Below are 19,976 nucleotides of genomic sequence, written 5' to 3' on the forward strand. Positions count from 1 at the left end.
ACCGGATCAGCCGGTCTGGCCGGGCCCCTGTGGCGCTTGATAAGGGGCCTGCGGTGTGGGCGGCTGGTACGGCGGCGGCTGGTACGGCGCTGGTGGGGCGGCGTAGGGCGACGGATAGGCCGGCGGCGTACTGGAACCAAGCGGGGCCGGCGCCGCTCGACGCCTACGCGCACGGAGAACGATGGGAACGACGATCGCGGTTCCGAGGATCACGGCGGCGGCGATGCCCAGGCCGATCCACAAGGTGGTGTTGTTGTCGTTGCGTCCCTCGGATGCCGCAGCCTCTGACCTCTCGCCGCTCTCGGCACCGGCTGCGGCACCCGGTGAGCCCGATGCCTTCGACGACGGAGACTTGACAGCTGCGGCGGCCAGGTCCGGAAGGGGGTACTCGTCGGCCGGGCCAGGGTCTCCCGGATTCACGAGCGCGACACGGGGCCGGACGACGCCGTAGCCGAAGTCGTCGTTCCTCGTCCAACCCTTCTCGTTCCCCTTCATCGTGTTGATGAGGACGCGAAGGACCTGGTTGTTCGTCCAGTCGGGGTGCTTGGACCAGATGAGAGCTGCCGAGGCGGACGCGATCGCGGTCGCGTCACTGGTGCCTTCACCCTTGCAGACCTCTGTGCCACCCGGGCAGGCGTGGTACATGTCCACTCCGGGAGCGGTTACGTCCACCTCCTGGCCGTGCTCTGAGAAGGCAGCCCGCTTGATCTTCGGCGTGATGGCTCCGACACCGACGACACCGGGTGTCGAGGCCGGATACAGAGGAAGGTTAGAAGTGTTGCCACTGTTCCCTACACCGGCGAACAGCAGCTTCCCCTTGGAGATGGCGTACTTCACCGCCGCGGCCAGCTCAGGGGTTCCGGCATTGGGGGCGGTCGGCGATTTCGACCTGCCCAGTGACATGTTGATGATCTGGGCCTTGCTGTCCGCGGCGTAGCGAATGGCCTGGGCCAGCAGTCGGAAGAACTGGGCCGTGTCGTCGACTTCCCCGTAGTGCTCGCTGGCGTAACGCATGCGGACCGGGAGGATCTTCGCCCCTGGAGCAAGGCCGTACGAGCCTTGCACAGGCCCTCGTGCGCCGGTGCCCGCGATCAGAGCCGCGATGCCCGTTCCGTGGCCGTCGATGTCGGTGTGTTCGTCACCGCGTTGGTCGGAGAAGTCCTTCCCCTTCAGGACCTGGCCTTTGAGATCGGCCAGCGAGTCCTCCACACCGGAGTCGATGACAGCCACCGTAATGCCGCGGCCTGTGCTGGTCTTCCACATCTCCTCGGCGTGCATGGCATCGAGATGCCACTGACGTGCCCTGACTGAATCCGCGTAGGCCGGAGTGGAACCGAGGCCCACCAGCAGTAGACCGAGAACAGCTGACACCGTCGGCAATGACCGCAGGGTCCAGTTGGTGGCGCGCATGTGCCTTCCTGATGGGGAGTCGCGAGCGGGCTTTATTCGACGACCGGAGGAACCGAGCGACGGCTGTTGGTCGACCACGTCTCCTCGTCCTCAACGGCGTAGTCGGGCCGCTCTCCCTGCTGCCGGTCCTTACGAGATGAGCCCCCCGCGTCGGTGGAGGTGGCGGACTCTTTACGTCCGTTCGCCGGCCCACGTGCCGTGGACGGCTCGCTGGAGGACGCACGCACAAGGCCCGATCCGCCCTGCGTGAACGGGCGTCCGCCGCTCCGTCCTGGCTGGGCCAGGCGGTTGCCGACGATGCCACCGGCCTCCGAGGCCAGGCGACGGCCACCGGCCATGCCACTCGCGGAGCCTGCACCGCCGACGCCGGAGCCCTGTCCGCCCTTCGCCATGCCGGTTCGGCCTTGGACACCCTCCCTGCCGATGACCGTTCCCCGCGGGATACCGCTCTGCGGTCGCCCGGTTGCTGACGACACAGGCCGACCGCCGACGATGCCTGTCTCACGGGGGAGCTGAGGCGGTCGCCCGGTCGACACACCACCAGGAGACGACAACTGCGGCACGCGCCCGGTGGAGACGCCCCCAGGCACCGTTGTCTGCGGGAACCGCGACTGCGACGGAGTCCGGGAACCGGAGGAAGTGCCGGGTACAGGGCTGCCGCTGGTGAAGACCGGAGGCAAAGTGGTCGGCTGTTGCCCAGGCACAGGTACTTCGGGACGAGGAATGCCCGGCTGAGCCACAGTGGGCCCAGTGGTGTTCGGGGTGGGCGTGCGCGGCAGTGTGTCGACGCCGTCGATTCCCATCTCGACGGGCCGTTCGTGGGGGACGGGCTGCCTTCCGTGCACGGGCGTGGGTGTTGCAGACCCCGCGATGTGGGGAGCACTGATGTGGCTCGTGACCGTGTGCTGTACGGGTGTTCCCCCGCCCGCCGCTTGGCCGCCCGAGCCCAACTTCGTCGCTGCCGCGTAGTCGCCAGAGCCTACCGAGACATGCTCGCTGTTTTCGATCCAGTCCTTTCCCATGTGCTGCGCCGGCGGCGGAAACGTAGGCGGTGTCACGCTCGTGACCTGCTGGGCCGAGTACTCGTACGTCTGCGCCAGCTTCCGCATCTGCTGGATCGCCTCGGCGCGGGCCGCCTCGATGCGCTTCTCGGCGGCCGCGGCGTCCGTATGCGCCGTCCGGGCCAGCCTCTGCGCGTCGGGGTCGTTGTGGGACCCCGGCTGCCTGGTCGCCGCCAGCGTCTCGTGCGCGTTGGCGAGGTCCGTCTTGGCCGCCGTCGTCTCGGAGACATCGGGCATGGCCGCCTTGGCGTCGGCGATGGCCTGCGACACCGTGCCCATCCAGCGGGACGCCACCTCGGCGTACTGGCCCAGGCGGAGCGTCGAGCTCGCCGTCTGACCGCCCCAGTCGCGGAACGTGTCGCCGGCTTCGCCCTGCCACTCCAAGCCTTTGACATACCCCATGAGGTCGTCACCGATCTTGGTGATCGCCGATGCCGCCTTGGAGAGCTTGCTGGACAAGTGCGACGCCCCGGCCGTACTCGCGGAAGCGAGCATGGCGGCGAGCTGCTCGTGAGTCATGGACTCGAAGTCCGTGCGGGCGAGCTGTGGTTCGCGTCCCTTGGACCGTTCCGCCATTACAGACCCTCCTCGCTACCGTCCGCCGGGGCGGAAGGTGTCGGCCGCGTGCGTCGGTCGGCGTACGGATCACGGTCAGGGTCGTAGTACTTCTCCGCTTCCGCGTTGATGGCCCGCATCCGAGCCTTGATGGCGTCGTCGAGGTTCGCGTAACCGACCCGCGACGCGTGCACGGCCAGCCCCATCCCCTCAAGCTGAGTACTCAAAGCCTTCGAGAGGTTCTCCAACTCGTCATGGACGATGGTGTACGAGTCGTAAAGGAACTGTGCTTCCTTGAAGTCGGCGGACCCCAGATGGGCGCGCGGCAAGCGGTCCTCGCCGACCTTGCCCGAGGCCGCTTCGGACTCGTCCAGTTCACGCAGCAAGGCGTCGACGCGCCTTTTGAAGTCCTTCAAGGCGCTGTGCTGGATGTCCAACGCCATCTGCGGATTCACATGAGACAACGTGTCAAAGGACTTGCCGGTGTCCGGTGCATGGCCCCGGTCTCCCGAAGAGCTTGTCCCCCCGTTCGAACTCACTAGGACTCCTCCCCGTTTCCCCGTCTCCCCGTTCGTTCCGTTCACCAGAACGGAACAAAGACTCGATCGATCACTCTAATGCCGTTGCGCGAGCAACCCCACCTGAATCAGGGCTGTTCCACGCTTGCGGGTCGCGAGCACACCGCGCCCGGGCGGCATCGGACGCGCACGGACACTGCCCAGGATGTCGCCCTCGCTCGGGTCGCCGGAAAGGACGACGCCCTGGGCCCCGAGTTCCTTGATGCGCTGCATGAACGGCTCGTACATGGCCCGCGAGGCGCCGGCCGCGCTGCGGGCGATGATGAACTTGACACCGACGTCACGGGCGAAGGGCAGGTGCTCGACCAACTGGGCCAGCGGATTGCCAGAGTTGGTGGCCACCAGCTCGTAGTCATCGACGATGACGAACAGCTGAGGGCCGTTCCACCAGCTCCGGTCACGCAGTTGCTGAGGAGTGATGTCCGGCTTCGGTGCGCGCATCTCCATGAACTGGCGTACCGCGTCCATGTGGACGTCCATCGCCGACGCCATGGGCGCGTACTCGAGCGGGTGCTCCTCCGGGATGGCCTCGAGCATGGTGCGCCGGTAGTCGCCGACCACGATGCGGGCCTCGGCCGGGGTGTACCGCTCCGTGATCTGCTTCGCGATCAGCCGCAGCAGGTTCGTCTTGCCCGATTCACTCTCGCCGAAGACGAGGAAGAAGGGATCCGTGTCGAGGTCGAGGAAGACCGGCTCCAGATCGGCCTCGTCGATACCGATCGCAATGCCGTGCTGGGGGAACTCGAAGCCCTTGGGCAACTGGTCCGCCGGCAGCTTGCGGGGCAGCAGCCGTACCGCGGGCGCGGGCGGACCGGGCCAGTGGGCCTTCACCGTCTGGACGAACTGTGCCGTCGCCTCGGAGAGGTCGTTCGCCAAGGGCGAGGAGTCGATGCGCGGAAGGGCGGTCATGAAGTGCAGCTTCTCCGGCACCTGGCCGCGTCCGGGCACGCCGGTCGGGACGTTCGCGGCGACCTTGCGGTCGAACTCGGAGTCCATCGGGTCGCCCAGGCGCAGCTCCAGCCGGCCCAGGAGCTGATCCTTCAGGGCCGCGCGGACCTCCATGTAGCGCGACGCCGAGACGATGACGTGAACGCCGTAGCCGAGGCCGCGGGCCGCGATGTCGTTGACGATGCCTTCGAGGCCCTCGTAGTCGGCCTTGAAGTTGCCCCAGCCGTCGATGACCAGGAAGACGTCACCCCAGGCCTCCCCGGGCAGCTCGCCCGCCGCGCGGCGCCTGCGGTAGGTCACCACGGAGTCGACGCCGTGGGAGCGGAAGAATTGCTCACGGCGGTTGAGGACACCCGCCACCTCCGCGACCGTACGACGGACCTGCTCGGGATCCAGTCGGGACGCCACCCCGCCGACGTGCGGCAGGTCCGCGAGCGCCGCGAGGCCACCGCCGCCGAAGTCCAGGCAGTAGAACTGCACCTCGTACGGGGTGTGGGTGAGCGCGAAGGCTCCGATCAGCGTGCGCAGCAGTGTGGACTTGCCGGACTGCGGGCCGCCGACGACCAACATGTGGCCGGCCGCGCCGGAGAAGTCCCGGAAGAGCAGCTCGCGCTTCTGCTCGAACGGTTTGTCGATCAGACCGAGCGGAACCGCCAACCCACCCAGGTGGGTGTACTCAGGTGCCTGCAGACCGCGCTCCGCGGACACGGAGAGCGTCGGCAGCAGCTGGTCCAGCGTCGGCGCCTGGTCCAGAGGCGGCAGCCAGACCTGGTGCGCGGGCACGCCCTGGCCCTCCAGCCGCTGCACGATCACGTCGAGAACGGTGTCGGCCAGCGCGTCGTCCTCCGGACGGGCGGCCGGCGCCGGCGTCTGTGCCGGGTCGGACACCGTGTAGGCAATCGGCACGGGAAGGGCCGTGAACCGCGCCGGTCGGCGCTCGCCGGGCATGCTGCCCGGCGCCGGCTCCGGGCCGTTCGGACGGTACGCGCCCGACACGTACGCCGCCTTGAAGCGGACCATCTCCTCCGTGCCGAACTTCAGGTACCCCGAGCCGGGTACGGAGGGGAGGTGGTAGGCGTCCGGGACGCCGAGAGCCGCACGGGACTCGGCAGCGGAGAAGGTCCGCAGACCGATCCGGTACGACAGGTAGGTGTCGAGACCGCGCAGCCGACCCTCTTCCAGGCGCTGCGAGGCAAGCAGGAGATGCACGCCCAGGGAACGGCCGATGCGCCCGATCTGGATGAACATGTCGATGAAGTCGGGCTTTGCCGTGAGGAGTTCGCTGAACTCGTCGATCACCAGCACGAGCGAGGCCAGGGGCTCCAGGGGGGCGCCGGCGGCACGCGCCTTCTCGTAGTCGTGGATGTTGGCGTAGTTGCCCGCCGCCCGCAGCAGTTCCTGGCGCCGTTGCAGCTCACCCCGGATCGCGTCTCCCATGCGGTCCACCAGGGTGAGGTCGTCGGCCAGATTGGTGATCACCGCGGCGACGTGCGGCATCTGGGACATACCGGCGAAGGTCGCGCCGCCCTTGAAGTCGGCGAGGACGAAGTTCAGGGTTTCCGAGGAGTGCGTGACCGCCAGACCCAGCACCAGTGTGCGCAGCAGCTCGGACTTGCCCGAGCCGGTTGCGCCCACACAGAGGCCGTGCGGACCCATGCCGTCCTGTGCGGCCTCCTTGAGGTCCAGCATCACGGGCCGGCCGTCCTCGCCCACGCCGATCGGCACCCGCAGTCGCTCCGGCGTCGAACGCGGTCGCCAGGTGCGCCTGACGTCGACGGAGGCGGCGTCACCGAGGCCCAGCAGGTCGGTGAAGTCCAGGTTGGCCAGGAGGGGTTCGTCGTCGTCACCGCCGCCCATGCGCAGCGGGGCGAGCTGTCGGGCCAGCGCCTCCGCGGCCGGAAGCGAGAGAGCGTCGGGCAGCCCCTCGTAGGCGACTCCGCCGCCGGAGTCCAGCAGCAGCCGCTCCGGGGCCACGACGATCGACAGATCGCCGCGCGGTTGGTCCAGTCGGCCCGGGACGACCTCTACGACTGTCACACCCTGCAGACCCTCCGCAGCGGCGAACGCGGAGGTCGGCGGCACCATGCCGCCGTCCAGCACCACCAGGATGTGCGGCTGGTCCAGCAACGGCTGGCCGTCTCGGCTGAACCGCGGCCGGCCGTCCAGTCGGCTCGCGAGCAACTGCTCCAACTCGCCCAGGTCATCACTGAACAACCGGCGGGTGCCCGCGCCGTCGAACCGGCCCGCCACCTGGAAGTGCGGCAGCCACTTGGTCCAGTCCCATCGGGCCACGGCGCTCGGCGACGCCACCACGGCCACAACGAGGTCGTCAGGGGAGTGCAGCGTGGTGGCCTGGGCCACCAGCGCGCGCGCCGCCGACTGCGCACACTCCGCGTCGCCTGAGATCGTCAGGTGGTAGAAGGCGCGCAGCGAGATCGCCACGGGCAGATTGTCGAGCTGGCCGTGCACAGCGAGGAACCGTTGCATGGCTCCGGCGCACAACGGCTCCAGCTCGTCCAGCGGGGCGGTTTGCGGCGCCAGCAGGGGAGTGGCCAGTTGCTGCGGGCCGAGCCCGATGCGTACCTGTCCGAAGTCCTCGTCGGCTATGCGGCGTTCCCACACCCGGCTGCCCTCGGCGACCACCGACCACAACTGCTCCGGAGCAGGGTGCAGGTAGAGCTGCGCGTCGCGTTGGCGCAGAGCCGTCCTGCGCACCGAACGCCTTGTCTGAGCCAGGTAGCGGAGGTAGTCCCGGCGAACGTCGGCCATTTGCCCTTGCGTACCGCGGCGATGGCGCACGATCTGCGAGACCACCATGGCGGCCGTCGAGACGAGCATGACGACGCCCATGATCCGCATGAACGGATGGGCGTTGGGGGACGCGAAGTAGAACACCACGGACGAGCCCATGCCGAGGGTCGGCAGGACCTGCATCAGCATGCCTTCCTGCTGCCCGCGCGGCAGTTCGGGAGGAGCCTCCAATTGCAGCTCATCCGAGGGCACTTCGGGCGGCAGTGCACGTGGCGGACGCTTGATGACGATCTGGCTCACCGGAGCATCAATCCTCGTATACGGACGATCGGTTGATCACCGGCACCCCCGTGGCGACGGTTGTCCTTCGCTTGTTGGCCGATCCTACTGGTCACCACTGACACCACGTCCCGGTAGGGTGACGCCCGCAGTGTGCGCATCCGCGAACAGGGGGTCAGGGAAGGTGAGTTCCACCGCGACTACGGGGTTCTGCAGAGTCACTGTGGTGGCGCCCGACAGCCGTATCGACGTGGCGCTCCCGGTGGACATCGCCGTGGCCGACATCTATCCGGAGATCCTGCGCCTGACCGGGCAGTCCCAGGCGGTCGGCGCTCCCACCGGATACCACCTCGTGCGCCGCGACGGCCGCGTCCTCGACAGCGGCCGCACCCTCGCCGAAGAGCGCGTCCTGGACGGCGAGGTGCTCAGCCTGCGGCCCTTCGCGGACTCCCTCCCGCCCACCGTGTACGACGACGTCTCCGACGCCGTCGCCTCCGCCGTCGTGCGCGACCGGCACCTGTGGAGCGAGGAACTGCTCCGGGTCGCCGGCCTCACCAGCGGTGCGCTGCTGACGGTGCTGTCCGGCTTCGTCCTCTGGTACGCCGATCCCGTGCGGCATGACATGCACGGACTGCCCGGCCTCATCGCCGCGGGCATCGGCGTGCTGGTGACCGCCTTCGCGGGCATCCGGGCGCGGGTCTACGACGACAGGATCACCGCCGCGGCCCTGGGGCTCGGTGCCTTGCCCCTGCTGATGATCGCAGGCTCGGGGATCGTCGGCCCGGCCGCCGGTCAGGGTCCGGGCAGGCTGCAGTTCATGCTGGGCTGTGCGGCGGTCCTGATCGCGTCCGTCGCGCTCGTGGCGGTCGCTCCCGGCGGGGACGCCCCCTTCGTGGCCGCATCCTTCCTGGCGACGGTCGGTGTCCTGGCCACGTTCGCGGCCATCGTCACCGACGCTTCCGCCACCGCCACGGCGTCCGTGTGCGCCCCGGTGGCGATCGGCCTGGTCGCCTTTCTGCCCGGCCTGTCCGCCCGCTTCGCGCGACTGCCCATCGGCTACGCGTCCCCGCGCTCCCAAGGGGGCGACGATTTCGCGGACGAGGCCACGCGGGGCACGGATGCCGATGCGCTCGACGCCGAGCGCATCGCTGCGCAGGCCCGCCGCGGTCACGAGGTGCTGTTGGGACTGGTGGGTGGAACGGCGGCCGTCGTGGTCGCCTCCGCAGCGGTCCTGGGGTTCTCCGACAGCGTCTGGGGTCAGCTCCTCGCGCTGACCACAGGTCTCGCCATGCTCATCCGCGCGCGCCTGTTCCGCTACACCTCGCAGGTGTGCTGCGTCCTGGTGGCGGGGATCGGGGCCGTCGCGCTGCTGTTGCTGGGGCTTGCGCTGAATCCGCCTGCCGGCGCCCTCACCGACCTGGTGCTGCACCACGACCGCGGCGCCCTCGACCTGCGCACCACTTGGCTCACCGCGGCCGTCGTCGCGGGTGCCGCGCTGATCACTGCGATCGGCCTGATCGTCCCGCGCAAGGGGCTGTCCCCCTTCTGGGGCCGCATGCTGGACCTCTCGGAGGGCGCTGTCCTGCTCTCCCTGGCGCCGCTGTCCCTTGCGGTCGTGGGTGTCCTGACCGAGGTGCGTTCGATGGTCGGCTAGGTTCGTCTCGTACCGCGCGAGACCGGCGCACCGCCGTCTGCGCCCGCACCGGCAAGGGCGGCAGCCCAAGGGCACGACGAAGCCGCCACCAGGACCCTGGTACCCTGGCTGACGGCCGTATGTGTACGCACCCCCGGAAGCCCTCGCGGGCCCTGGTGGTCGCGCCCAGCGGATCCCCGCCTCCCGAGTTGTGGAAGCTCCCCCGAGACGTAGACCGGGGGCACTCGGCGGCAATCACAGTATTGAGGAGTACGCGTGTCGCTCGACGCCGCTACGAAGAAGCAGATCATCGCCGAGTTCGGTCAGAAGGAGGGCGACACCGGCTCCCCCGAGGTCCAGGTCGCCATGCTCTCGCGCCGGATCTCGGACCTGACCGAGCACCTCAAGACCCACAAGCACGACCACCACTCCCGTCGTGGTCTGCTGATCCTGGTCGGTCAGCGTCGCCGCCTGCTGCAGTACCTGGCCAAGAAGGACATCCAGCGCTTCCGTGCGCTGGTCGACCGCCTCGGCATCCGCCGCGGTGCGGCGGGCGCCAAGTAAGACGCCGTGAAGGGAGCGGTTCCCTGGGAAAAGGGGGCCGCTCCCTTTGCTGTACGTGCGCACTGTCACTGCCCCTTTGTAGTGTGGTAGCACAACGCAATACGTACGACACCGCGTGATAAGGCCCGCCCACGGAGGGTAGAGGCTGACGCGTAAGACGAAGAGGAGAAGCGCACCACGCCGCCGCCGGTCCTCGGTAGTGGCCCCCGGGACAGCGATTCCCGGGTGCTTCGATCGAAGACCGGCCCGCACCGCACGGAGCGCTTCTCCGCCACCGTCCCCCCGCCACACGGGCGAGGAGGGACGAGGACGAGGAGAAAACACTAGTGGAGAACGAGACCCACTACGCCGAGGCCGTCATCGACAACGGCGCCTTCGGCACCCGCACCATCCGTTTCGAGACGGGCCGCCTGGCCAAGCAGGCCGCCGGCTCCGCCGTGGCGTACCTGGACGACGACACCATGGTGCTGTCGGCCACCACCGCCTCCAAGAACCCCAAGGACCAGCTCGACTTCTTCCCGCTGACGGTCGACGTCGAGGAGCGGATGTACGCCGCCGGCAAGATCCCCGGCAGCTTCTTCCGCCGTGAGGGCCGGCCGTCGGAGGACGCGATCCTCACCTGCCGCCTCATCGACCGCCCGCTGCGCCCGTCCTTCAAGAAGGGCCTGCGCAACGAGATCCAGGTCGTCTGCACGATCATGGCGCTCAACCCCGACCACCTGTACGACGTCGTGGCGATCAACGCCGCGTCCGCGTCCACGCAGCTGGCCGGCCTGCCCTTCTCCGGCCCGATCGGCGGCGTCCGCGTCGCGCTGATCCGCGGCCAGTGGGTGGCCTTCCCGACGCACACCGAGCTCGAGGACGCCGTCTTCGACATGGTCGTCGCGGGCCGCGTCCTGGAGGACGGCGACGTCGCGATCATGATGGTCGAGGCCGAGGCCACCGAGAAGACCATCAAGCTGGTCGAGGGCGGCGCCGAGGCGCCCACCGAGGAGGTCGTCGCCGCCGGTCTGGACGCCGCGAAGCCCTTCATCAAGGTGCTCTGCAAGGCCCAGTCGGACCTGGCGTCCAAGGCCGCCAAGCCGGTCGGCGAGTTCCCGATCTTCCTGGACTACCAGGACGACGTGTTCGAGGCGCTCACCGCCGCCGTCAAGCCCGAGCTCGCCCAGGCGCTCACCATCGCCGGCAAGCAGGAGCGCGAGTCCGAGCTGGACCGCGTCAAGGGCCTGGCCGCCGAGAAGCTCCTGCCGGAGTTCGAGGGTCGCGAGAAGGAGATCTCCGCCGCGTACCGCGCGCTGACCAAGCAGCTGGTCCGCGAGCGCGTGATCAAGGAGAAGAAGCGCATCGACGGCCGTGGGGTGACGGACATCCGTACCCTGGCCGCCGAGGTCGAGGCCATCCCGCGGGTGCACGGCTCCGCGCTGTTCGAGCGTGGCGAGACCCAGATCCTGGGCGTCACCACCCTCAACATGCTCCGCATGGAGCAGCAGCTGGACACCCTCTCGCCGGTGACCCGCAAGCGCTACATGCACAACTACAACTTCCCGCCGTACTCCACCGGTGAGACCGGCCGCGTCGGCTCCCCGAAGCGCCGCGAGATCGGCCACGGCGCCCTCGCCGAGCGCGCGCTCGTGCCGGTCCTGCCGACGCGCGAGGAGTTCCCCTACGCGATCCGCCAGGTGTCCGAAGCCCTCGGCTCCAACGGCTCGACGTCCATGGGTTCGGTCTGCGCCTCCACCATGTCGCTGCTGAACGCCGGTGTGCCGCTGAAGGCCCCCGTCGCCGGTATCGCCATGGGTCTGATCTCCCAGGAGATCGAGGGCGAGACGCACTACGTCACCCTCACCGACATCCTCGGTGCCGAGGACGCCTTCGGTGACATGGACTTCAAGGTCGCCGGCACCAAGCAGTTCGTGACCGCCCTCCAGCTCGACACCAAGCTGGACGGCATCCCGGCCTCCGTCCTGGCCGCGGCCCTCAAGCAGGCCCGCGACGCCCGCCTCCACATCCTCGACGTGATGATGGAAGCGATCGACACGCCGGACGAGATGTCCCCGAACGCGCCGCGGATCATCACCGTGAAGATCCCGGTGGACAAGATCGGTGAGGTCATCGGCCCCAAGGGCAAGATGATCAACCAGATCCAGGAGGACACGGGCGCCGACATCACGATCGAGGACGACGGCACGATCTACATCGGCGCTGTCGACGGTCCCTCGGCCGAGGCCGCCCGCGCCACGATCAACGGCATCGCCAACCCGACGATGCCCGAGGTCGGCGAGCGCTACCTGGGTACGGTCGTGAAGACGACCACCTTCGGCGCGTTCGTCTCCCTGCTGCCCGGCAAGGACGGTCTGCTGCACATCTCGCAGATCCGCAAGCTGGCCGGCGGCAAGCGCGTGGAGAACGTCGAGGACGTCCTCGGTGTGGGCCAGAAGGTCCAGGTCGAGATCGCCGAGATCGACTCCCGCGGCAAGCTCTCCCTCGTTCCCGTGATCGAGGGCGAGGACGGCGACGAGAACGCGAAGGACGACGCCGACCAGTGACGTCCCGTGGCTTCAAGGCGACGGCCCGCACCTCTTCGGAGGCGCGGGCCGTCGCCCGTACCCAAACCCTCATCAAGGGCGAGAACGGCATCGGCACGGTCCGCAGGACCACCCTCCCCGGCGGTCTGCGCATCGTCACCGAGACGCTGCCGTCGGTCCGCTCCGCCACCTTCGGCATCTGGGCGCACGTCGGCTCCCGCGACGAGACCCCGGCCCTGAACGGCGCCACGCACTACCTGGAGCACCTGCTCTTCAAGGGCACCTCCCGGCGCAGCGCCCTGGACATCTCCTCGGCCCTCGACGCCGTCGGCGGCGAGATGAACGCGTTCACGGCCAAGGAGTACACGTGCTACTACGCGCGTGTGCTCGACGCCGACCTGCCGCTCGCCATCGACGTGGTCTGCGACATGCTGACCGGCTCCCTGATCCTCGAGGAGGACGTCGACGTCGAGCGCGGCGCGATCCTCGAAGAGATCGCGATGACCGAGGACGATCCGGGCGACTGTGTGCACGACCTGTTCGCGCACACGATGTTCGGCGACAACCCCCTCGGCCGCCCCGTCCTCGGCACGGTCGACACGGTCAACGCCCTCACCGCCGACCGCATCCGCCGCTTCTACAGGAAGCACTACGACCCCACCCACCTGGTCGTCGCCTGCGCCGGCAACATCGACCACAACAAGGTCGTACGCCAGGTCCGCGCCGCCTTCGAGAAGGCCGGCGCCTTCCGCGACGAGGACGCCGAGCCGATCGGCCCGCGCGCCGGCAGCCGGACCATCCGCGCGGCCGGCAAGGTCGAGCTGCTGAACCGCAAGACCGAGCAGGCGCACGTGGTCCTCGGCATGCCTGGCCTGGCCCGCACAGACGACCGCCGCTGGGCGCTCGGCGTGCTCAACACCGCTCTCGGCGGCGGCATGTCCTCCCGCCTCTTCCAGGAGGTCCGCGAGAAGCGCGGCCTGGCCTACAGCGTGTACTCCTACACCTCCGGCTTCGCCGACTGCGGCCTTTTCGGCGTGTACGCCGGCTGCCGGCCCTCGCAGGTGCACGACGTGCTGCGGATCTGCCGCGACGAGCTGGACCAGGTCGCCGAGCACGGTCTGTCCGACGACGAGATCGAGCGGGCCATCGGCCAGCTGCGCGGCTCCACCGTGCTCGGCCTGGAGGACACGGGTGCGCTCATGAACCGCATCGGCAAGAGTGAGCTGTGCTGGGGCGAGCAGATGTCCGTCGACGACATGCTGGCCCGGATCGCGGCGGTCACCCCGGACGAGGTCCGCTCCGTCGCCCGCGACGTCCTGGGCCGGCGTCCGTCGCTGTCGGTCATCGGCCCGCTGAAGGACAAGCATGCCGCGCGGCTGCACGACGCGGTCGCGTAAGTCACTCCGTTAAGGAAGCAACAGATGAGCAAGCTGCGCGTGGCGGTCCTCGGTGCCAAGGGCCGGATCGGGGCCGAGGCGGTCAAGGCCGTCGAGGCCGCCGAGGACATGGAGCTGGTGGCCGCCCTCGGCCGCGGTGACAAGCTGGAGACGCTGGCGGAGACCGGCGCCCAGGTCGCGGTCGAGCTGACCACCCCGGCCTCGGTCATGGGCAACCTGGACTTCTGCGTCCGGCACGGCATCCACGCCGTCGTCGGTACGACGGGCTGGACCGACGAGCGCCTCGCGCAGCTGAAGGGCTGGCTCGCCCAGTCCCCGGAGACGGGCGTCCTCATCGCCCCGAATTTCTCCATCGGCGCCGTGCTGACCATGAAGTTCGCGCAGATCGCGGCCCCGTACTTCGAGTCCGTCGAGGTCGTCGAGCTGCACCACCCGAACAAGGTGGACGCCCCCTCCGGCACCGCCACCCGCACCGCCCAGCTGATCGCCGAGGCCCGCGCCAAGGCGGGCTCCGCCCCGGCGCCGGACGCCACGGTGACCGCCCTGGACGGTGCCCGCGGCGCGAACGTCGACGGTGTGCCGGTGCACGCGGTCCGGCTGCGCGGCCTGCTGGCCCACCAGGAGGTGCTGCTCGGCGGCGAGGGCGAAACTCTCACGGTCCGGCACGACTCGCTGCACCACAGCAGCTTCATGCCGGGCATCCTGCTCGGCGTGCGCCGCATCGTGAGCACCCCGGGCCTGACCTTCGGCCTGGAACACTTCCTGGACCTGAACTGAGCCTCTGACCCTCATGCGCGCGAAGATCACCTACCTCGTCACGGCCGCCGTCCTCGTCTTCTACTTCGTCCTGGTCGGCAGCCGCGGCGTCATGCTCATCCAGTCCGGCACTCCGCTGACCGTCACCTTCGGGATCGCGGTGCTGATCCTGCCGGTGATCGGCCTGTGGTTTCTGTGGAAGAACACCGAGTTCGTCCGCAAGGCCAACGCCCTCGCCGCGGAACTCGAGGCCGAGGGCGGCCTCCCGGTCGACGAGCTGAAACGCCTGCCCAGCGGCCGCATCGACCGTGACTCGGCGGACGAGGTCTTCGCCAGGCGCAAGGCCGAGACCGAGGCCTCGCCGGACGACTGGCGCTGCTGGTTCCGCCTGGCCGTCGCCTACCACGACGCCCGCGACACCCCGCGCGCCCGCAAGGCGATGCAGCGAGCGATAGCACTCCACGAAGGCCGCCCGGTCCAGGTCTGACCCGGCCGTACGTCGAAGGGGCCGGTCCGCGTCCACACGCGGGCCGGCCCCTTCGCGCTGCGTCGTACCGGGTCGCCGTCGTCCTGGATCGCTCAGGCCCGGCGGTACTCCGCGGCCCACGCCTCCACCGCGTCCGCCGCGCGGTCGAAGGCCTCGGCGCGGCTCAGGAAGTCCGCGTTGTGCGAGGTCAGCAGCGGGGGTACGGCGTCGCCGGCGCGGTCGGCACGCGCCAGGAGCAGCGCCTGCCCCTGCACCGTGCGCGGCAGCCCCAGCCAGCGCACCGGCTGCTGCACCGTGCGCACGTCGACCACGCGCTCCCACCGCACCGTGCGCGTGATGAAGAAACCCACGTGCCGCAGCCCGCGCGCGCTCACCCACACGCCCATGCGCAGCAGCCGTACCGCACCGGCGACGATCAGCAGCGCGACGCCGAAGACGGCGGCGGCTCCGCCGGCCGTGCCTGTCAGCGCGATGATCACGGCAGCGCTCAGCACGTACGAGGCCAGCAGCAGACAGAGCGCCGCCGCCCCGACCCGCCAGGGGCCGGGCCGGTAGGGGCGCCGCCAGCGGTCCCGGTCGTCATGCGGCAGGGCGACATCGTCGGCTGCCTCTGTGTCGAACGCGCGGTCGGCCGTCAGGAAGGGCAGGGGCACGGCTGGTCCTCACTCGATCCCGGCATCTGCTGTGCCCGGTGAGGCTATCCGGCCGCGCCCTGGCTCTCCAGCATTGGGGGCCATGGCGGCGCTCCACGCCCACGCCCTGACGGCCGTGGGTGAGCATCAGTGCCCTTGAGACGCCTGCGAATGCTGGGGCGAGGTGGAGGAGTGATCCAGGCTGAGCGCCGGCATCCCCACCATCAGGGAGCCGACCAGCGCGGCGACGATGGTCAGCCCCAGCAGCAGCCGGCCGGTCAGCTGACCGGCGGACGCACGCTGAGGGGGCGGAGGAGTGACATTACTGCGGAACCTGTCGGCGTCGGCTATGAAGGCGAACGGGACAGGTTCACGCGGACCGGACATCGGGGGTGGGTCTCCCTTCGGGGACAGAACGGATCTTTGTCATCCGTAGAGACGAACGAACCGCCTCAAAGGTGCCCCGTTTCACCGACTTCTTGCAGTGCGGCGCCAAACCCGCCACTGGGTAGAGTGGCGTCGCCATACGACGAGACGGGAAGGCCCACCCAAACCGTGATCCCCGAGGATGACATCAAGATCGAGTTCCGCAGCGACGTCACGGTGGAGCTGGTGAAACACAGCGCGGCCGACTCCGACGTGCTGTTCGCCGCCCGGGTGTCCACGCTCGGTGAGCAGTCGCTGGACGAGCTGCAGAAGGACCCGGAGCGCTCCAAGGGCCTGATCAACTACCTCATGCGCGACCGGCACGGCAGCCCGTTCGAGCACAACTCCATGACGTTCTTCATCAGCGCCCCGATCTTCGTCTTCCGCGAGTTCATGCGGCACCGGGTCGGCTGGTCGTACAACGAGGAGTCCGGCCGCTACCGCGAGCTCCAGCCGGTCTTCTACGTCCCCGACGCCTCCCGCAAGCTGGTCCAGGAGGGCCGTCCGGGCAAGTACCGCTTCGTCGAGGGCACCCCCGAGCAGCACAAGGTCATGAGCGACTCGATGGAGGAGTCCTACCGCCAGGCGTACCGCACGTACCAGGAGATGCTTGCCGCCGGTGTCGCCCGCGAGGTCGCCCGCTCGGTGCTGCCGGTCGGCCTGTTCTCCTCGATGTACGCCACCTGCAACGCGCGCTCGCTGATGCACTTCCTCGGCCTGCGCACCCAGCACGAGCTGGCGAAGGTGCCGTCCTTCCCGCAGCGGGAGATCGAGATGGTCGGCGAGAAGATGGAGGCCGAGTGGGCCGAGCTGATGCCGCTCACCTACGCCGCCTTCAATGCGAACGGGCGTGTGGCGCCGTAACGGACCCCCGTTCCCCTGCTCGGTACACATGTACGGTTCAGCCTTGCGAAGTGTCCGTATTGCGGGGGTAAGAGAAGTTCATCTAGCCTGATCAAACGGACCCGGCACTGCCTGAACCCCCGAGCAGGCAGTGCCGGGCTCCTCTTTTGTCCTGACTTGCCCGGCCCCCCGAGGGAAGACCCCGTGGTGAGCAACGAGTAGCGTGTAACCCATGGCTCCGACCTCCACTCCGCAGACCCCCTTCGGGCGGGTCCTCACCGCCATGGTCACGCCCTTCACGGCGGACGGCGCACTCGACCTCGACGGCGCACAGCGGCTCGCCACCCACCTGGTGGACGCAGGCAACGACGGCCTGATCATCAACGGCACCACCGGCGAGTCGCCCACCACCAGCGACGCGGAGAAAACGGATCTCGTACGAGCGGTCCTGGAGGCCGTCGGCGACCGGGCCCACGTGGTCGCCGGCGTCGGCACCAACGACACCCACCACAGCATCGAGCTGGCCCGCGCCGCCGAGAAGACCGGCGCCCACGGCCTCCTCGTCGTCACGCCGTACTACAACAAGCCCCCGCAGGAGGGCCTGTACCGGCACTTCACGGCCCTCGCCGACGCCACCGAGCTGCCGGTCATGCTCTACGACATCCCCGGCCGCAGCGGCGTCCCGATCAACACCGAGACGCTCGTCCGCCTCGCCGAGCACCCCCGGATCGTCGCCAACAAGGACGCCAAGGGCGACCTCGGCCGCGCCAGCTGGGCCATCGCCCGCTCCGGCCTCGCCTGGTACTCCGGCGACGACATGCTGAACCTGCCGCTCCTCTCCGTCGGCGCGGTCGGCTTCGTCTCGGTCGTCGGCCACCTCGTCACCCCGGACCTGCGCGCCCTCGTCGACGCGTACGTCTCCGGCGACGTCTTCAAGGCCACCGAGATCCACCAGAAGCTGCTCCCGGTCTACACCGGCATGTTCCGCACCCAGGGCGTGATGACCACCAAGGCCGCGCTCGCCCTGAAGGGCCTGCCCGCCGGGCCGCTGCGCGCGCCCATGGTGGAGTGCTCGCCCGAGGAGATCCGGCAACTCAAGATCGATCTTGCCGCCGGCGGGGTACAGCTCTGACAACAGACTTCGCGCGGCCGTGCGTACCCGCCCGCGCACCTGAGCTTCACAACTGAATAAGCAGGCCACCGGTGCCTGCGACACGACAACAACAACTGCTTCTGCACGAACGTCACACGCGCCACGTGCCCGACCGGTACGTGGCGTGCGTGGTGAGGAGAGTCTTTTGAGTCATCCGCATCCTGAACTGAGCCCGCCCCCGCCGCTCCCCGAGGGCGGCCTGCGGGTCACCCCGCTCGGCGGCCTCGGCGAGATCGGCCGGAACATGACGGTCTTCGAATACGGCGGCCGCCTGCTGATCGTCGACTGCGGCGTGCTCTTCCCCGAGGAGGAGCAGCCCGGCATCGACCTGATCCTGCCGGACTTCACGTCCATCAGAGACCGCCTCGACGACATCGAGGGCATCGTCCTCACCCACGGCCACGAGGACCACATCGGCGGCGTCCCCTTCCTCCTGCGTGAGAAGCCGGACATCCCGCTGATCGGCTCCAAGCTGACCCTCGCCCTGATCGAGGCCAAGCTCCAGGAGCACCGCATCCGCCCGTACACCCTCGAGGTGTCGGAGGGGAACCGCGAGCGCCTCGGCCCCTTCGACTGCGAGTTCATCGCGGTCAACCACTCCATCCCGGACGCCCTGGCCGTCGCCATCCGCACCCCCGCGGGCATGATCGTGCACACCGGCGACTTCAAGATGGACCAGCTCCCGCTGGACAACCGCCTCACGGACCTGCACGCCTTCGCGCGCCTGAGCGAGGAGGGCATCGACCTCCTGCTCACCGACTCCACGAACGCCGAGGTCCCCGGCTTCACCGCGCACGAGCGGGACATCTCCAACGTCCTGCGGCAGGTCTTCGCCGGCGCCCGCAAGCGGATCATCGTGGCGAGCTTTGCCAGCCACGTCCACCGCATCCAGCAGATCCTGGACGCGGCCCACGAGTACGGCCGCCGGGTTGCCTTCGTCGGCCGCTCGATGGTCCGCAACATGGGCATCGCGCGCGACCTCGGCTATCTGCGGGTCCCGCCGGGTCTGGTGGTGGACGTCAAGACGCTCGACGATCTTCCGGACCACGAGGTGGTCCTGGTGTGCACGGGTTCCCAGGGCGAACCGATGGCGGCCCTGTCCCGCATGGCCAACCGGGACCATCAGATCCGCATCGTCGACGGCGACACCGTGATCCTGGCGTCCTCGCTGATCCCCGGCAACGAGAACGCGGTCTACCGCGTGATCAACGGTCTGACGCGCTGGGGCGCGAACGTGATCCACAAGGGCAACGCCAAGGTGCACGTCTCCGGTCACGCGTCCGCGGGCGAGCTGCTGTACTTCTACAACATCTGCCGCCCGAAGAACCTGATGCCGGTCCACGGCGAATGGCGCCACCTGCGCGCCAACGCCGAGCTGGGCGCCCTCACGGGCGTCCCGCACGATCACATCGTCATCGCCGAGGACGGCGTGACCGTCGATCTGGTCGAGGGCAAGGCCAAGATCTCGGGCAAGGTCCAGGCGGGCTATGTCTACGTCGACGGTCTGTCGGTCGGCGATGTCGGCGAGCCGGCCCTCAAGGACCGCAAGATCCTGGGCGAGGAGGGCATCATCTCGGTCTTCGTGGTGATCGACTCCTCCACGGGCAAGATCACCGGAGGCCCGCACATCCAGGCACGCGGCTCCGGCATCGAGGACCCGGCTTTCGTGGACATCCTCCCGAAGGTCACCGAGGTGCTCGAGCGCTCGGCCCAGGACGGGGTCGTCGAACCCCACCAGCTGCAGCAACTGGTCCGCCGGACCCTGGGCAAGTGGGTCTCGGACAACTACCGGCGCCGGCCGATGATCCTGCCGGTCGTTGTGGAGGTTTGACGCCCGTCCAAGCGTGAACCCGGAGCGGGGGGGGGGGGGGGGGGGGGGGGGGGCGCCCCCCCCCCCCCCGCCCGATAGGGCCGACCCACAACCGGGACCAAAGCCGGTTGCAGGGCCGCGGAGCCGCCCGCGGGGGGGGGGTGGAGC

General features: G+C 69.2%; 15 protein-coding genes. 9 read left to right on the forward strand and 6 right to left on the reverse strand.

The genetic code is table 11. The annotated features are described in order from the left end of the window. Window positions 1-6: 6 nt before the first annotated feature. The 4 genes from mycP to eccCa all read right to left on the reverse strand — a co-directional run bounded on the left by mycP (window position 7) and on the right by eccCa (window position 7,603). Entirely contained in the window at window positions 7-1,410 is a 1,404-nt protein-coding gene (gene mycP, locus ACF1GV_RS34010; protein WP_391688655.1) for a type VII secretion-associated serine protease mycosin, read from the reverse strand. 32 nt (window positions 1,411-1,442) lie between these two features. Continuing rightward, on the reverse strand, window positions 1,443-3,047 hold the full coding sequence (locus ACF1GV_RS34015; protein ID WP_391688658.1) for a WXG100 family type VII secretion target: 1,605 nt from the start codon (window positions 3,045-3,047) through the stop codon (window positions 1,443-1,445). Then, complete coding sequence (locus tag ACF1GV_RS34020; RefSeq protein WP_391688661.1) at window positions 3,047-3,469, reverse strand: hypothetical protein; 423 nt, start codon at window positions 3,467-3,469, stop codon at window positions 3,047-3,049. Before ACF1GV_RS34020 ends, ACF1GV_RS34015 begins: the two co-directional genes overlap by 1 nt. A 171-nt stretch (window positions 3,470-3,640) precedes the next feature. Further along, entirely contained in the window at window positions 3,641-7,603 is a 3,963-nt protein-coding gene (eccCa, locus tag ACF1GV_RS34025) for a type VII secretion protein EccCa (protein WP_391688664.1), read from the reverse strand. A gap of 163 nt (window positions 7,604-7,766) precedes the next feature. On the opposite strand from eccCa, the gene eccD reads away from it, so the two are divergent. The 6 genes from eccD (at window position 7,767) to ACF1GV_RS34055 (ending at window position 14,944) form a co-directional block, all read left to right on the forward strand. Next, complete coding sequence (gene eccD, locus ACF1GV_RS34030; protein WP_391688667.1) at window positions 7,767-9,236, forward strand: type VII secretion integral membrane protein EccD; 1,470 nt, start codon at window positions 7,767-7,769, stop codon at window positions 9,234-9,236. 255 nt (window positions 9,237-9,491) lie between these two features. Continuing rightward, window positions 9,492-9,779 carry a 30S ribosomal protein S15 gene (gene rpsO / locus ACF1GV_RS34035; protein ID WP_055632174.1) on the forward strand — a complete coding sequence of 96 codons (288 nt, stop codon included), beginning with the start codon at window positions 9,492-9,494 and terminating at the stop codon, window positions 9,777-9,779. 326 nt (window positions 9,780-10,105) lie between these two features. After that, window positions 10,106-12,325, forward strand: coding sequence for a polyribonucleotide nucleotidyltransferase (locus ACF1GV_RS34040; protein WP_363266508.1), 2,220 nt, complete (start codon window positions 10,106-10,108; stop codon window positions 12,323-12,325). Further along, on the forward strand, window positions 12,322-13,701 hold the full coding sequence (locus ACF1GV_RS34045) for a M16 family metallopeptidase (RefSeq protein ID WP_391688671.1): 1,380 nt from the start codon (window positions 12,322-12,324) through the stop codon (window positions 13,699-13,701). The genes ACF1GV_RS34040 and ACF1GV_RS34045 overlap by 4 nt, the downstream gene beginning before the upstream one ends. Window positions 13,702-13,725: 24 nt before the next feature. Continuing rightward, window positions 13,726-14,478 carry a 4-hydroxy-tetrahydrodipicolinate reductase gene (gene dapB, locus ACF1GV_RS34050; RefSeq protein ID WP_391688674.1) on the forward strand — a complete coding sequence of 251 codons (753 nt, stop codon included), beginning with the start codon at window positions 13,726-13,728 and terminating at the stop codon, window positions 14,476-14,478. Window positions 14,479-14,491: 13 nt separating this feature from the next. Beyond that, entirely contained in the window at window positions 14,492-14,944 is a 453-nt protein-coding gene (locus tag ACF1GV_RS34055; RefSeq protein WP_363266505.1) for a tetratricopeptide repeat protein, read from the forward strand. A gap of 92 nt (window positions 14,945-15,036) precedes the next feature. On the opposite strand, the gene ACF1GV_RS34060 is transcribed toward ACF1GV_RS34055, so the two are convergent. Beyond that, the gene (locus ACF1GV_RS34060; RefSeq protein WP_391688678.1) at window positions 15,037-15,597 is read right to left on the reverse strand and encodes a hypothetical protein; all 561 of its coding nucleotides are present in this window, start codon (window positions 15,595-15,597) and stop codon (window positions 15,037-15,039) included. Window positions 15,598-15,723: 126 nt separating this feature from the next. After that, a complete protein-coding gene (locus ACF1GV_RS34065) occupies window positions 15,724-15,963 on the reverse strand; it encodes a hypothetical protein (RefSeq protein ID WP_391688681.1) in 240 nt (79 codons plus the stop codon). Between the two features lie 168 nt (window positions 15,964-16,131). Here ACF1GV_RS34065 and thyX point away from each other — a divergent pair, with 168 nt between their 5' ends. From thyX to ACF1GV_RS34080, 3 genes are all read left to right on the forward strand, one after another. Further along, window positions 16,132-16,866, forward strand: coding sequence for an FAD-dependent thymidylate synthase (thyX, locus tag ACF1GV_RS34070; RefSeq protein WP_391688683.1), 735 nt, complete (start codon window positions 16,132-16,134; stop codon window positions 16,864-16,866). A gap of 211 nt (window positions 16,867-17,077) precedes the next feature. Continuing rightward, window positions 17,078-17,977 (forward strand): 4-hydroxy-tetrahydrodipicolinate synthase, encoded by a 900-nt coding sequence (dapA, locus tag ACF1GV_RS34075; RefSeq protein ID WP_391688687.1) that lies wholly within the window; start codon window positions 17,078-17,080, stop codon window positions 17,975-17,977. 166 nt (window positions 17,978-18,143) lie between these two features. Continuing rightward, entirely contained in the window at window positions 18,144-19,829 is a 1,686-nt protein-coding gene (locus ACF1GV_RS34080; protein WP_391688690.1) for a ribonuclease J, read from the forward strand. Window positions 19,830-19,976: the final 147 nt, after the last annotated feature.

Source organism: Streptomyces sp. NPDC014006 (assembly GCF_043088925.1).
Lineage (GTDB): Bacteria > Actinomycetota > Actinomycetes > Streptomycetales > Streptomycetaceae > Streptomyces.

Bases quoted from the DNA above. Each gene is read 5' to 3' on its own strand.
- mycP (WP_391688655.1), bottom strand. From the start codon at position 1,410: ATGCGCGCCACCAACTGGACCCTGCGGTCATTGCCGACGGTGTCAGCT.
- ACF1GV_RS34015 (WP_391688658.1), bottom strand. From the start codon at position 3,047: ATGGCGGAACGGTCCAAGGGACGCGAACCACAGCTCGCCCGCACGGAC.
- ACF1GV_RS34020 (WP_391688661.1), bottom strand. From the start codon at position 3,469: ATGGCGTTGGACATCCAGCACAGCGCCTTGAAGGACTTCAAAAGGCGC.
- dapB (WP_391688674.1), top strand. From the start codon at position 13,726: ATGAGCAAGCTGCGCGTGGCGGTCCTCGGTGCCAAGGGCCGGATCGGG.
- ACF1GV_RS34055 (WP_363266505.1), top strand. From the start codon at position 14,492: ATGCGCGCGAAGATCACCTACCTCGTCACGGCCGCCGTCCTCGTCTTC.
- ACF1GV_RS34065 (WP_391688681.1), bottom strand. From the start codon at position 15,963: ATGTCCGGTCCGCGTGAACCTGTCCCGTTCGCCTTCATAGCCGACGCC.
- dapA (WP_391688687.1), top strand. From the start codon at position 17,078: ATGGCTCCGACCTCCACTCCGCAGACCCCCTTCGGGCGGGTCCTCACC.